Consider the following 14,090-nt stretch of genomic DNA (forward strand, 5'->3'; position numbering starts at 1 on the left):
TACGAGGTACGCACCGGATCCAGACCCGAGTCCGGCTCATCGACCAGAATGATCTGCGGATCCAACACCAACGCCCGCGCCAACCCCGCACGCTTACGCATACCACCGGAGATCTCACCGGGAAGCTTGCCCTCGGCCCCGAGCAGACCGGTCAACTCCAGCTTCTCCATCACGATCTTCTTGATCTCGGATTCGCTCTTCTTCGTATGCTCCCGCAACGGGAACGCCACGTTGTCGAACAGGTTCATCGACCCGAACAACGCACCGTCCTGGAACAACACGCCGAACAACTTCCGGATCTCGTACAGCTCCTTGTTCGAACACGTCGTGATATCCGTGCCATCGATGAAGATCGAACCACGTTCCGGGCGCAGCAGACCGATCAGCGACTTCAAGAACACCGACTTACCGGTACCCGACGGCCCCAGCAACGCACTGACCTCACCCGAAGGCAACGTCAACGACACGTCCTGCCAAATGCGCTGGGAACCGAAAGACTTGGTCACACTCTCGGTCCTGACCTCGACGCCCACGCCAACCTCCACAAATTCTCAGCGAGCTGCCCACCGGCGAACCGCGCGCTCGGTCATCGCCCGCACGGCGAAAAGTTATTCGAAATTCACAGAGAAGCGTACGGGAACAGGTTCCTGCGCAATCTCGACCGTCCTCGACGGCGACGGCGTGCGCCGTCGAGGAGGGGCGGCCTGCTACGGGTTCATTTCGAACACGCCCGCGTGGCTCATCACCTCGTCGTGCAGGCGCGCGGTTCGCTGGACGTCGATGATCGGCTTACGCAGCACGCTCAGCGCCCAATCCTGTTGAGCGGTGGTCGAGGAGGCTTTCGAGAAGACTCCCAGCGCGTACGAGGAGAAGTCGCGCACGAATATCTCGAAGATCGAGTCCACAATGTCCTCGGACGCCCCTTTGATCTCGGCTTGTTCCAGGATGAGCTGTCCGTAAGGCAGCAGCGTGAACAATTCCCCCACCGCGAGCTGATAGTCCAGATCCTCGAGTTGGGCCGGGGTAGGCGGTGCCTGCACGGGGAAATGAGTGAAGCGCTCGGCTTGCTCGACGAACAATGCCACGTTGGGCAGGTGCCGATAGCGTTCGTACGCCGGCCGCCAATCCGCGAATCGCACTGCGCCCAACCCCGCCGCGCCCGGTTGCCGGAACAGCGACTCGTCGTCGCCGGGATCCCGTCGCACCGGGACCGGCGGCAGTTCCGCGGGGTTGAACAAGAAGTTCGGCATGAATTTCAACGTCAAGGCCATATTGACGTGTGCGGTGCCCTCCAGCCGTGGCATCGAGTCGATGGTGCCGCGTGCCGTCGCGAAGTAGGAGTCCTTCTCGAATCCCTTGGCGGAGATGACATCCGAGAGTTCACGGAACACGCGCTCGGCCTCGCGAGTGACCTTCATCTTGCCGATGGAGTTGAACATCACGAAGCGGCGGTCCTCGGGGGTCGAGCAGCGCATGTAGTCGATCGCTCGTTCGTGGTAGAGCCGCATGGCGGTCATGCGCACGTAGCTGTCGCTCAGGATCTGGCGCACCTGCGGGAAGTCCGTGACAGGGTGCCCGAACAGGACCTTGGCGGCGGCGTGGTTGATCGTCTCATAGAAACAGTGCTCCACGATCCCCAAGGCGACCATGCCGATGTTGAACTTGCCGAGGTTGACCGCGGCGAGCGCGGAGTCGAACGCCTTGCGGCCTACGTGGAGTACGTCGTCGGCCGAGACGGGATAGTCCACCAGGTCGTAGGCGGAGACGAAGTTCTGCCCGTGGATGACGTTCTTGACCAGCCGGTAGTTCGGGTGCTGGCTGTCGGCGATGAACCAGACGTACGCGTCGGAACCCTCCAGGTCGGTGCGCCTGCCGATGGTCGGCACGATCCTGGCCACGTTGCCGTTGCCGATGTAGTACTTGCTGCCCGTGGCGGTGAAACCCCCTGCGCCATCGGGAGAGAGCAGCATATCGGTAGCGTAGATGTCGGCGCCATGGTCCTTTTCCGACAGCCCGAACCCGATGATCCCGCCGCGGTCGAGTTCCTCGGCCGCACGCAGATGCGCCTTGCCGTTGGCGCTCTGCCAGATGGTGGCGAGGCCGAGCGTGGAGACGCCCCACGCATACCAGTACTGCGATCCGTAGAAGCCGGTGATCTCGTTGAACCGGGAAATGAACGCGGTGTCCCAGCGCTTCTCCGGATCCGCGCCCGAACTCGCCCGCGGGGTCGCCATGTAGGCGATGATCCGGCTCTCCGCCAGGAACCGCATCCAGTCCTCGTACCACTCCGCTCGGTGCGCGTCGCTGGTGAGCGCCTGCTTGCCCTTCCGCTCGAAGAAGTCGACCACCGACCGTAGCCGAGCCCGCGTGGCGGGATCGAACTCCTCGAACGTCTCGGTCTTCGGGTTGAACAGGGCCATGACGACACCTTTCGAACTGACGGCAAGTGCCTTCAATTTAGAACTGACGGCAGCTGCCGTCAATCATCGGACGGGGCTCGGCGGTACAGGCGACGGTAAGCGGTCAGCGTCTCGGCGAGGTGTTCGACGACCTGGTCGCGTGTCGCGGGCAATGTGCCGTTCGACCAGGCCGAGAACAGGCCCGCACAGGCGCACGCCATCGTGGACCGCGGCCAGGTCGCGGCGCACCGGATCCCGGATACCGGTGCAGAAGTGCACTCGGATCAGGCGCGGTGGATACCGGCTCCAGCGGCGAGGTGCTCGTTACCGAACGGAGGGTCAGGAACTCGTCGCCTCGATGAGGCGCTGGCGCAGCCAGGTCAACGGCGTGGCCGCATCGGGGCCGATGGCGTACGCGGGATAACTCTGGTGGACGCCGGACTTCAGGAATTCATCGATCTGCCGCTTCCGCTGTTCGTAAGCGGAGGCGTTGAGCTGATCGGACAAGAGACCGAGGCCTCCCGCGGCCAGTGCGTCACCGATGATTTCGATTGCCTGCCGCTGGTATTCACCCATGTTGCCGGGATCGGGATTCGACAGTTGCACGAAGAAGCCGGCGATGCGTCCGGCGAAGTCGCCGTCCGGCATCGCGCAATACAGGTCACCCGCGATGCAGAAGGTGTAGGTCCGCGTGGTGAGCCAGCCGAAACCCCCTGCGCGAGGGCCGATCGCGCCCGCACCCGGGACAGGCGGCCCGATCAGAAGGTCGCCGGGTGAGCGACGAGGATCGGAGATCAGCCCGACCAGCACGACCCGGTGTGGCGGCACCACGCCCAGTCCGGTACCGATTTCGGCCGCGAGATCACCTGCCGCGTCCGCGCCTTGACTGTAGCCGAGCAGCGCGATCCGGGTGGCCCCGCACAGCTGGACCATCGCCGATACCAGGACGCGCGCTTTGTCGATCGCCTCCTGTTTGGAGCGACCGTACACTTCGCTTTCCCATGGGAAAGCCGTTGCCGCGTAGGGGACATAGTCGACCTGGACATCCCCGGGTAGATCATTCAGGCTCAGCGCGAGCATTCCTTTGCCCGGATCGGTGTTGGACGTTTCCCACGTTCCGGGAATCGCCACGACGTACAACTCTGGGCAATGGGCCGGTGCGCCGTCCGAAGCGGACACGACACCGAGATGAACGGTGGTCACCGCCACGGCTACCAACGCAGCGGCGATCGTCTTCCATCGAGCGAGCATCGAATACCTCAGGCGCTCATCACGGTAGCCGCAGGAAATCCGTCATGCCGTTCGGGCCGCACCGAGTTCGACGCCTCGGAGACCGGTTGCTCCGGATCGTGATCGCACAACGGGTTTCGACGCCGCGCCGCCTGAGTCCATCCATACCTGCGCCACTCCTCATTGAGCCGAGCACCGATCATGCGAGCACAAGGACGACCACACGTCGGCAGAGTATAAGAATAGCCATTAACATAATGATCGTCCAGCGTCCCGCCTCGGCTCATCGCAACCCAGTCTCAGTCGCCCGGCTTCCGGAGACATCAGCCAGTGCGAGTACCGTCCATTCCCACTGCTGTAGTGGTTTTCTCGCATCCCGACGACACAGCTTGCGGCACCACGTGCGTCGTTACCGCGGACGACAGGCCCTGCCGTCACCACCAATGGTGGCGGTAGGGTGAATAGGCAGTCACATACCCAGCGGATGGGTCGGCAAGCCGAGTGAAGGTGCACCCCCCTCGGTCAACCGCGCTCCCACACCCGACGTATCCTCCGATGCCACGGCCACCCCCGAGCAAGGATGGGCATCCGGCTCCGGCAGCGCGCGTGCAAACACTGCGCAGGGTCGATCACCGGGGCACGATGCTCTTCGCGCCCACCATGCGCACGAGGCTGAGGATCGGGAGCCCGATCACCAAATGTTCGATCCCGGTGGAGATGCCGACCCAGAGGTCGCTGGACAGTGCCAGAGGAATGATCACCGCCGCGGCGGTCAGAATGCCCACGATCCAGCCGAAGAACAACTCCGGCGACGGAGTGCCCAAGCGCAACAGATACCACAGCACCCCGCCCAACAGCGCACAAATGAATGCCACCACGGCGAACCAGTACGCATCTTGGGCCATCGGGTTCCACACCCCGAACTTGCCGCTCTCGCTCACCCGGGTGGCGATGATCTCGATGATCCAGGCGCACAACCACGCCGCGAGCGCGGTTACCACCGCCGCGGCGATCACACCGCCGACGAACATGCCGATATTGACGTCCGGCTCCTGCCGCGACCGAGGTTGCCTCTCCGGGCGTTCGGAGTGCTGATACGCGCCCTGTCCCTGGTCCTGGCCGTATCCGGACGCCTGGTCGTATCTGTGATCCTGGTCGTATCTGTGATCCTGGGCGTACCCGTGATCCTGGGCGTACCCGTGATCCTGGGCGTACCCGTGATCCTGGCCGTATCCCGAGGCCTGGCTGTACCCGCGATCCTGGCCGTACCCGGGATCACGGTAATCGCCCGGCTGATAACCGGCTTCATAACGTGCGGTGTGCTGGTCGCGCGGATTCATGGGATTCAACCGCCGATCACCTCCGTGGAGAGCTTGCGTGTGCGTCGAGTGTAGGGCGGGGCCGCAAGGGCCGCTGCCCCCTATTGAATTCCCGTTGCGCGCAGTCGTCACACACAGGCCAGCGCCGCCATGGCGGAGATCAGTAAGGTGCCGGACTCCGATCGGTTCTGAGGAGCGCCGTGGCCCAGCCGACAACTCCTCCCGGTTCCCGGCCGATCGCACCTGAGCACGATCCGCGGTGCGGAAAGTTCAGGCGACGACCGTCCGTTGCGGGACGCCCACGTATTCGCTCAGTGGCCGGATCAACGCGTTGGATTCGCCCTGCTCGATGATGTGCGCGGTCCAGCCGGTGATGCGGCTCATCACGAAGATCGGGGTGAACACCTCGATATCGAAACCGAGCAGGTAGTAGGCGGGGCCGGTCGGGAAGTCGAGATTCGGTTCGATGCCGGTGGCCTCGCGCATGGTGCGCTCGAGGACCTCGTATATACGCACCCACTTCTGGCCGTCGGTCGCCGCGGCGATATCCAGGAAGGCTTTCTTCATGGTGGGGACGCGGGAGTCACCGTTCTTGTAGACGCGATGGCCGAAGCCCATCACCTTCTCCTTGCGCGCCAGCTTGTTACGCAACCATGCCTGGGCCAGCGCGGGGTCGTCGATCTCCAGCATGTCGTGCATGACGGCTTCGTTCGCGCCGCCGTGCAGGGGCCCTTTCAATGCGCCGATGGCGGCGGTGACGGCGCTGTATATGTCCGACTGCGTGGAGGTGACGACGCGGGCGGCGAAGGTGGAGGCGTTGAAGCTGTGCTCGGCGTAGAGGATCAACGACACTTCGAACGCTTCCACCAACGCGCGCGACGGGATGGTCCCGAAGCACATGTTCAGGAAGTTCTCCGCGTACCCCAGATGGGAATGCGGTGCGATCGGGTCCAGGCCATGGCGACGGCGATAGTCGGCCGCGACGATGGTCGGCAGCACCGCGAACATGCGAAGAGCCTTGGCGCGGTTGGCGTTCGCCGAATTGTCGTCTTCGGCCGGGTCTTCCGCGCCGAGGTAGCTGATGGCGGTGCGGACCACATCCATCGGGTGGCAGGTGTCGGGCAACTTGGCCACCAGCGACAGCAGTGACCGGTCGGCCCGGCGGGCCGCGCGTTCTCGCTGCTGGAACCGCTCCAGTTCGGCGTCCGAGGGCAACTCGCCGTACCAGAGCAGATACGCCACTTGCTCGAAACCGCAGTGTGCGGCCAGGTCCTGTACGGCGTACCCACGGTAGGTCAGAGAGTTGGTTTCCGGCACCACCTTCGAGATGGCCGTGGTGTCGACGACGACGCCTGCCAGACCTTTGGCTATGGTCGGTACCGCGGCCTCCGGCCCACCCGTCGCCCGACCACCGCCCCCCATCGAATCGCTTGGCGATGCGGTGTTCATCACTGGTTCCTTCCCAGAGTGAAATCGAAGATGTCGGAATCGAATTCGTTGTATCGCTCGTACTGGAGAAGCTCGTACAGGCGAGAGCGGGGCTGCATTCGATCGAGCGAGCCCGATTGCGTGCCCTGCTCAAAGATCTCCCGCAACCCGGCTTCGGCCGCGAACATCGCCAACCGCAGGGTGGACACCGGGTAGATCACCGCGTTGTAGCCGATCCGCTCCAGTGTCGCCGCCGGGATGAGTTCGGACTTACCGAACTCGGTCATATTCGCCAGCAATGGAATCGGCATCGCGGCCCGGAACTTCTCGAAATCCGCGACGGTGCGCAACGCTTCGGTGAAAATCAGGTCCGCGCCCGCTTCGGCATAGGCCCCGGCCCGATCGATCGCGGCGTCGATGCCTTCGATCCCGGCGGCGTCGGTGCGCGCGCAGAGGACGAAATTCGGATCCCGCCGGGCGGACACCGCGGCCCGGAGCCTGCGCACCATCTCCTCGACCGGCACCACAGCCTTGCCGTCGAGGTGACCGCACCGTTTCGGATTCACCTGATCCTCGAGATGGCAGCCCGCGATTCCGGCGTCTTCCAGCATCGAGACCGTGCGCGCGGCGCTCATCGGCTCGCCGAAGCCGGTGTCGGCATCGATGAGCACCGGCAGATCGGTCACGCGCGCGATCTGCCGACCGCGCTCCGCCACCTCGGTCGAGGTGGTGAGCCCGATATCCGGCAGCGCCAGATCGGCCGAGACCACCGCGCCGGAGACATACACGCCTTCGAAGCCGATTTCTTGAATCAGCTTGGCTACCAGCGGATTGAACGCGCCCGGGAAACGCTGGATCGTTCCGGAGGCCAGCCCCGCGCGGAACGCGGCGCGTTTGTCGGCGGCCGGCGTGGCCGCGGCCAGCAGACCGGTCATCAGAACAGTCCCTTCGGCAATTTCGGCGCCCGCGCGAGTACCTCGTCGGAGACGGTGAAGTTCAACTGACCCAGTTCCTCGGCGGACAGCTGCGGGGTGCTCTGGGCCACGTCGAGGAAGCGGTCCTGCTCGCCCGCGTCGATCACTCCCTCGGCCAGCGTCCGGAACTTGGCGATGTACTGGTCCCGGGTGAATGGCCGCGCGCCGAGCGGGTGCGCGTCGGCGACCGCGAGTTCGTCGACGATCACCTCGCCGCTCTTCAGCGTGACCTCGACACGGGCGCCGAACGCCTTCTCGTTCGGGTCGGTCGAGTGATAGCGCCGGGTCCACTCCGGGTCCTCGGCGGTGGAGATCTTGCGCCACAACTCGACGGTGTCGGGTCGCTGTGCACGTTCGGGGGCGTAGGAGCGCTCGTGGTGCCAGGCGCCGTCCTGCAGGGCGACGGCGAAGATGTACGTGACGGAGTGATCGAGGGTTTCGCGGGACGCCGTCGGGTCGAACTTCTGCGGATCGCCCGATCCGGTGCCGATCACCACGTGCGTGTGGTGGCTGGTGTACAGCACGATCGAGGCGATCCGGTCCAGGTCGCCGATCCGCTCACGCAACCGGCGCGCCAGGTCGATCGGCGCCTGGCTCTGGTATTCGGCGGAATGCTCTTTGGTGTAGGTGTCGAGGATGCCGCGCTTGGGTTCACCCGGGCCGGGCAGCGGCACCGAATACTCCTTGTCGGGGCCGCCCAGCAGCCAGGCGATGACGCCGTCCTCCCCTTCCCAGATCGGCGACGGCGCGCCTTCACCGCGCAGGGCACGATCGACCGCTTCCACCGCCATCTTCCCGGCGAAAGCGGGTGCGTAGGCCTTCCAACTGGAGATTTCTCCCTTGCGCGATTGCCGGGTGGCGGTGGTGGTGTGCAGTGCCTGACCGATGGCCTGATAGATGGTCTCGATGTCCAGGCCGAGCAGCGTGCCGATACCGGCGGCGGCGGAGGGGCCGAGGTGGGCGACGTGGTCGATCTTGTGCTCGTGCAGGCAGATCGCCCGCACCAGGTCCACCTGGATCTCGTATCCGGTCGCCAACCCGCGGATCAGATCCCGCCCGCCGCGTCCGGCATGCTGGGCTACCGCCAGGATCGACGGGATGTTGTCGCCGGGGTGGGAGTACTCCGCGGCCAAGAACGTGTCGTGAAAATCCAGTTCGCGCACGGCCACGCCGTTGGCCCAGGCCGCCCACTCCGGCGAGCATCGACCGTCGACGCCGAAGACGGTCGCGCCCGGCTGGTACGGGTGCGCCAGCGCCTGGGCGCGCGCGTTGGCCACCGGACGACGCGTCACCGACGCCGCCGCGACCGCCGCGTTGTCGATGATCCGGTTGACGATCATCTCCTCGGTCTCCGGAGCGACCGCCACCGGGTCCGCGGCAACCTCGGCGATCCGCCACGCGAGGTGCTCCTCGCGGGGGAAGTGCTCAGCGGAGCGGCGCGTGCGGACGAAGTGGTTTTTCACGACGGAAGCCTCCAGATCATCAATTTCCGGGTTTCTTTTCGCACACTACACACACCTATGCACGCGGGAAATCCGTTACAAATGCCGAATTTTGCGTACCGAAATCAGCAAATTTGTGGAAATTGCGAAATCTCGTGGTGCTACATTCGCGAGCATGCAGAAGATGTATGCGGGCGGACGGCTGCGCGCACTGCGCGAGCAACGCGGCTTGTCGCAATCGGGCCTGGCGAAGGCGCTCGCGCTGTCGGTCAGCTACGTCAACCAGCTGGAGAACGATCAGCGGCCCCTGACGGTGCCGGTGCTGCTACGCCTGAATTCCACCTTCGACCTGGACATGGGGTTCTTCGCCGCCGACACCGACGCGCGACTGCTCGCCGACCTGCACGACGTCTTCGCCGAGGATCCCGACGGCACGACGGTGTCCACCGCCGAACTCGACGACCTGGTCTCCCGGGTGCCCGCCGCCGCCCGCGTCCTGGTGAGCCTGCACCGGCGTCTGCGTGGCGCGACCGAACAACTCGAACGATTCTCCGCGGGCATCGAAAGCCCCACGGCCGACCCCGGTCGTGCCATGCCGTACGAGGACGTGCGCGACTTCTTCTACGACCACCGCAACCACATCCCCGAACTCGACCAGGCCGCCGAACGACTCTTCGCCGACCACGGTATGGGCATCGGCGGCCTCGACCTGCAATTGAGCAAACTCCTGCGCGAGCGGCACGGCATCACGGTCGCGATCAGATCCGACGACCCACACCGCCCCGGCCCCAAGCGCGTCTACGACCCCGAAGCGGGCCGTATCACGCTCGCCCGCAGGCTTTCCGCCGGTCAGCGGGCCTTTCAGCTCGCCACGCAGCTGGCTTTTCTCACCCAGACCGCGACCATCGATGCGTTGACCGCGAGGGTGGAGTCGATGGCGGCCGAATCGCGCGAGCTCCTGCGGGTGGGATTGGCGAACTACTTCGCCGGGGCGCTGATCCTGCCCTACACCCGGTTCCGGGACGCCGCCGAAGAGCTGCGCTACGACATCGATCTGCTGTCGGCGATGTTCGAGGTCGGCTTCGAGACCGTTTGCCACCGCCTGTCCACGCTGCAACGCCCCGGACGACGCGGAGTCCCGTTCTTCTTCGTACGCACCGACCGCGCGGGCAACATCTCCAAACGCCAATCCGCGACCGCGTTCCATTTCTCCCGGGTCGGCGGCAGCTGCCCGTTGTGGGTCGTCCACGAGGCCTTCACCACACCCGGTCGAATCCGTACCCAGATCGCGGAGATGCCCGACGGACGCAAATACCTCTGGCTGGCCCGAACCACCGACGAGAGCACCCCCGGATACCTCTCTCCCAGAAGGGATTTCGCAATCGGTCTGGGATGCGACCTGGCCTACGCCGACAAGCTCGTCTACTCCCACGGCCTGCCCATCCACGACGACACCTCCGCGGTGCCCATCGGCGCGGGCTGCAAGATCTGCGAACGCCCCGACTGCGCCCAGCGCGCCTTCCCGCAACTCGGGCGCGCGATCCGGGTCGATGAGAACCGCGCCGCCAACATCCCCTACACCCCGGCCGACCATCGCGGCGAACCGCGATGATCACACCGGCTTCATGCCACCTACGAGCCCCAGCCGACGTACGATTCCGCGCGCATCCGTTCTCGCATGTGTGGGTAGTGGAGTTCGAAGGCCGGGCGTTCGGATCTGATACGGGGGAGTTCGTAGAAGTTGTGCCGAGGAGGCGGGCAGGTCGTGGCCCATTCGAGTGAATTTCCCCCGCCCCAGGCGTCGTCCACGGTGACGACCTCGCCGTAGCGGTAGCTGCGGAACGCGTTCCATACGAACGTGACCATCGAGACGCCCAGAATGAACGATCCGATGGTCGAGATGGCGTTCAGCGCGGTGAACCCGTCGGTCGGCAGATAGTCGGCGTACCGGCGGGGCATGCCTTCGGCGCCCAGCCAGTGCTGAACCAGAAAGGTCGTGTGAAAGCCGACGAATGTCGTCCAGAAATGCAGCCTGCCCAGGCGTTCGTCCATGTAGCGCCCGGTCATCTTGGGGAACCAGAAGTAGATTCCGCCGAAAGTGGCGAATACGATCGTGCCGAACAACACGTAGTGGAAGTGGGCTACGACGAAATAGGTGTCGTGAATCTGCCAGTCCAATGGCGGGCTGGCGAGGATGACGCCGGACAGTCCGCCGAACAAGAAAGTGACGATGAAGCCGACGGCGAACAGCATCGGGGTCTCGAAAGTCAGGTTCCCCTTCCACATGGTGCCGATCCAGTTGAAGAATTTGACCCCGGTCGGCACCGCGATCAGGAAGGTCATCATCGAGAAGAAGGGCATCAGCACCGCCCCGGTCGCGAACATGTGATGCGCCCATACCGCTGCCGACAGCACTCCGATCGAGATGGTGGCGTACACCAGAGGGCCGTAGCCGAACAGGGGTTTGCGGCTGAACACGGGCAGGATCTCGCTGATGATCCCGAAGAACGGCAGTGCCACGATGTAGACCTCGGGGTGCCCGAAGAACCAGAACAGATGCTGCCAGAGCAGAACGCCACCGGTGGCGGCGTCGTAGATGTGCCCGCCGAGATGCCGGTCGTAGGCCAGCGCCATCAAGGCGGCGGTGAGAATCGGGAACGCGAGCAACACCAGCACGCTGGTCACCAGGATGTTCCACCCGAACATGGACATGCGGAACATCGTCATGCCCGGCGCGCGCAGGCAGACGATGGTGGTGATCATGTTCACCGCGCCGAGAATGGTGCCCAAACCGGATACGACCAAGCCCATGATCCACAGATCGGCTCCGGGGCCTGGCGCGTGGATGATGTCGCTCAGTGGCGTATACGCCGTCCATCCGAAATCAGCCGCGCCGCCGGGTGTCACGAATCCGGAGACCACCATCGTCCCGCCGAAGAGGAACAGCCAGAAGCTCAAGGCATTCAACCGGGGAAATGCCACGTCGGGTGCTCCGAGTTGCAGCGGAAGGACCGCGTTGGCGAATCCGAACACCGTCGGAGTCGCATACAGCAGGAGCATGACGGTGCCGTGGATGGTGAACAGCTGGTTGTACTGCTCGGGTGAGAGGAACTGCAGGCCCGGCCGTGCCAGTTCCGCGCGCATGAGCAGCGCCATCAAACCGCCGAGCAAGAAGAAGGCGGTCGCGGCGACGAGATACATGATGCCGAGCACCTTCGGGTCCGTCGTGGTGACCAGCCGCCACAACACCGAGCCCTTCGGAGCCGTCCGCGCCGGAAACGGCCTGGTCGGTGTGACCTGCGGTGCGAGTGGATACGACACCTGAGTCATCGATACTCCTCACCTGCTACCGGCGAGATCACCCGCGGTGGCCGGGGACGAATTCCTGGGCCTTGGCTTTCGCGCCTTGTGCCACGAGATGCCAGGCGTCGGGGTCGCCCCGCAGCACCGCTTCGGCGGTGGATTTCATCTGGTCCCAGGTGGCGTGCGGTGGGATCGGCGGTACCTCCGGATCGCAGCGGACGTCGAGCACCGTGGGCCGCTCGGCCGACAGCGCCGCTTCCCAGGCGGGCGCGAGGTCGTTCGGGTCGTCCACGGCGATGGCGCCCAGGCCGTACGTGCGGGCGAGTTCGGCGTAGGAGACCTCCGGCAGCGACTGCGATTCCTCGAATTTCGGCGCGCCCCCCATCGAGCGCAGCTCCCACGTGACCTGGTTCAGGTCGTTGTTGTGGAACACGCACACCACCAGCCGTGGATCGCGCCACTGCTCGTGGTAACGGCTGATGGTCAGCAATTCGCCCGCGCCGTTCATCTGCATCGCACCGTCACCGACGAGAGCGACCACCGGCCGGTCCGGGTGGGCGAACTTCGCGCCGATCGCGTACGGCACACCAGGCCCCATGGTCGCCAGCGTCCCCGACAACGAACCCCGCATCCGCCCGCGGAACCGCAGACAGCGGGCATACCAGTTGGTGGACGACCCGGAGTCCGCGGTCACGATGGCGTCCTCCGGGATGTACCGCGACAGTTCCCACACCACCCGCATGGGATTGACCGGCTTCGCGTCCAGCAGCGACTGGCGTTCGATCGTGTCCCACCAGCGCCGCACGTTGGATTCGATCGTCGTCCGCCAGCTGCGATCGGACTTGCGGCTCAGCAGCGGAAGCAGTTCGGTGAGTGTTCGTTTCGCGTCACCGACGAGGTTGACCTCGGTGGGGTATCGCATGCCGATCATGGCGCCGTCGATGTCGATCTGCACCGCACGCGCCTGACCGAAGTCCGGAAGGAACTGCGAATAAGGGAAATTCGATCCGATGATCAACAGGGTGTCGCAGTCGCGCATCAGTTCATAGCTGGGCCGGGTACCCAGGAGCCCGATGGATCCGGTCACGTACGGCAGGTCGTCCGATAGCACGTCCTTGCCGAGCAGGGCTTTGGCCACCCCGGCTCCGGTGATCTCGGCCAGCTCCATCACCTGCTCGGCGGCGTCCCGGGCGCCTTGCCCGACGAGGATCGCCACCCGCGACCCGGCGTCGATGATCTCGGCGGCTCGTTCTATGCCTGCGCGATCCGCGGTGACCGTGGCATGCAGTGCCGAAGGCGGGCTGGATGGCACTTGCTTGAACGCGTGCTCGGGCGGCTGATAGCGCTCCTCCTGCAGATCGGAGGGGATGATCAGCGCCGTGGGGGCCCGGCGGGTGGTCGCGATACGGAACGCGCGGTCGAGCGCGTTGGGCAATTGATCGGGAACGTTCACCTCGACCAAGTAGTCCGAGGCGACATCCTTGAACAGGCTCTGCAGATCGACTTCCTGCTGATAGCTGCCGCCCATCGCGCTGCGCGCGGTCTGCCCCACGATCGCCACGACCGGCACGTGATCGAGTTTCGCGTCGTAGAGGCCGTTGAGCAGATGGATCGCTCCCGGACCCGACGTGGCAGTGCAGACGCCGACCTCGCCGCTGAACTTCGCGTAGCCCACCGCCTGGAACGCGGCCATCTCCTCGTGGCGCGCCTGAATGAAGGCGGGTTTGTTGTCGGCCCGCCCGAACGCGGCGATCAAGCCGTTGATGCCGTCGCCCGGATAGCCGAACACCTGCTGCACGCCCCAGTCACGCAGCCGTCGCAAGACATAGTCGGCGACCTGGTCAGCCATGTCGTTCTCCTGTCCGCCTTCGAGGTGTCGTCTCCGGGGCCGATTACCCCGGCCGGCGGCCCTCAACCCGAGGCATACGCGGCGACCGGACGGGTATCCCCGCGGTGTTCTCGTCTGTTCCGATGCTCACCTGCCGTCGTCGAGAG

General features: G+C 65.0%; 10 protein-coding genes. 1 reads left to right on the forward strand and 9 read right to left on the reverse strand.

Annotation, left to right across the window (positions count from 1 at the left end):
* From ACIHAX_RS29825 to prpD, 7 genes are all read right to left on the reverse strand, one after another.
* The coding region (locus tag ACIHAX_RS29825) for an ABC transporter ATP-binding protein (protein WP_397280873.1) at positions 1-545 on the reverse strand (545 nt) is incomplete at its 3' end.
* A 162-nt stretch (positions 546-707) separates the two neighbouring features.
* Positions 708-2,420 (reverse strand): acyl-CoA dehydrogenase family protein, encoded by a 1,713-nt coding sequence (locus tag ACIHAX_RS29830; protein ID WP_397280875.1) that lies wholly within the window; start codon positions 2,418-2,420, stop codon positions 708-710.
* 318 nt (positions 2,421-2,738) lie between these two features.
* A complete protein-coding gene (locus ACIHAX_RS29835) occupies positions 2,739-3,650 on the reverse strand; it encodes a cutinase family protein (RefSeq protein ID WP_397280877.1) in 912 nt (303 codons plus the stop codon).
* A gap of 608 nt (positions 3,651-4,258) precedes the next feature.
* The gene (locus ACIHAX_RS29840; RefSeq protein ID WP_397280879.1) at positions 4,259-4,969 is read right to left on the reverse strand and encodes a DUF6069 family protein; all 711 of its coding nucleotides are present in this window, start codon (positions 4,967-4,969) and stop codon (positions 4,259-4,261) included.
* A 249-nt stretch (positions 4,970-5,218) separates the two neighbouring features.
* Positions 5,219-6,370 carry a bifunctional 2-methylcitrate synthase/citrate synthase gene (locus ACIHAX_RS29845; protein WP_397281014.1) on the reverse strand — a complete coding sequence of 384 codons (1,152 nt, stop codon included), beginning with the start codon at positions 6,368-6,370 and terminating at the stop codon, positions 5,219-5,221.
* Positions 6,371-6,396: 26 nt separating this feature from the next.
* The gene (gene prpB / locus ACIHAX_RS29850; RefSeq protein ID WP_355074235.1) at positions 6,397-7,311 is read right to left on the reverse strand and encodes a methylisocitrate lyase; all 915 of its coding nucleotides are present in this window, start codon (positions 7,309-7,311) and stop codon (positions 6,397-6,399) included.
* The gene (gene prpD, locus ACIHAX_RS29855; protein WP_397280882.1) at positions 7,311-8,813 is read right to left on the reverse strand and encodes a 2-methylcitrate dehydratase PrpD; all 1,503 of its coding nucleotides are present in this window, start codon (positions 8,811-8,813) and stop codon (positions 7,311-7,313) included. The genes prpB and prpD overlap by 1 nt, the downstream gene beginning before the upstream one ends.
* Before the next feature lie 154 nt (positions 8,814-8,967).
* Here prpD and ACIHAX_RS29860 point away from each other — a divergent pair, with 154 nt between their 5' ends.
* Complete coding sequence (locus tag ACIHAX_RS29860) at positions 8,968-10,404, forward strand: short-chain fatty acyl-CoA regulator family protein (protein ID WP_397280884.1); 1,437 nt, start codon at positions 8,968-8,970, stop codon at positions 10,402-10,404.
* Between the two features lie 20 nt (positions 10,405-10,424).
* Here the strand turns inward: ACIHAX_RS29860 and ctaD are convergent, their stop codons facing one another.
* Together ctaD and ACIHAX_RS29870 are read right to left on the reverse strand one after the other, a co-directional pair.
* Positions 10,425-12,122, reverse strand: coding sequence for a cytochrome c oxidase subunit I (gene ctaD / locus ACIHAX_RS29865; protein ID WP_379253502.1), 1,698 nt, complete (start codon positions 12,120-12,122; stop codon positions 10,425-10,427).
* Positions 12,123-12,150: 28 nt separating this feature from the next.
* Positions 12,151-13,944 (reverse strand): thiamine pyrophosphate-requiring protein, encoded by a 1,794-nt coding sequence (locus ACIHAX_RS29870; protein ID WP_364433691.1) that lies wholly within the window; start codon positions 13,942-13,944, stop codon positions 12,151-12,153.
* Between the last annotated feature and the right edge of the window lie 146 nt (positions 13,945-14,090).

This window comes from Nocardia sp. NPDC051929, from assembly GCF_044548645.1.
Classification (GTDB): domain Bacteria; phylum Actinomycetota; class Actinomycetes; order Mycobacteriales; family Mycobacteriaceae; genus Nocardia; species Nocardia sichangensis.

Coding starts and splice junctions, on each gene's coding strand:
- ACIHAX_RS29845 (WP_397281014.1), bottom strand. CDS start 6,370: ATGGGGGGCGGTGGTCGGGCGACGGGTGGGCCGGAGGCCGCGGTACCG.
- ctaD (WP_379253502.1), bottom strand. CDS start 12,122: ATGACTCAGGTGTCGTATCCACTCGCACCGCAGGTCACACCGACCAGG.
- ACIHAX_RS29870 (WP_364433691.1), bottom strand. CDS start 13,944: ATGGCTGACCAGGTCGCCGACTATGTCTTGCGACGGCTGCGTGACTGG.
- ACIHAX_RS29835 (WP_397280877.1), bottom strand. CDS start 3,650: ATGCTCGCTCGATGGAAGACGATCGCCGCTGCGTTGGTAGCCGTGGCG.
- ACIHAX_RS29860 (WP_397280884.1), top strand. CDS start 8,968: ATGCAGAAGATGTATGCGGGCGGACGGCTGCGCGCACTGCGCGAGCAA.
- prpB (WP_355074235.1), bottom strand. CDS start 7,311: ATGACCGGTCTGCTGGCCGCGGCCACGCCGGCCGCCGACAAACGCGCC.
- ACIHAX_RS29840 (WP_397280879.1), bottom strand. CDS start 4,969: ATGAATCCGCGCGACCAGCACACCGCACGTTATGAAGCCGGTTATCAG.
- ACIHAX_RS29830 (WP_397280875.1), bottom strand. CDS start 2,420: ATGGCCCTGTTCAACCCGAAGACCGAGACGTTCGAGGAGTTCGATCCC.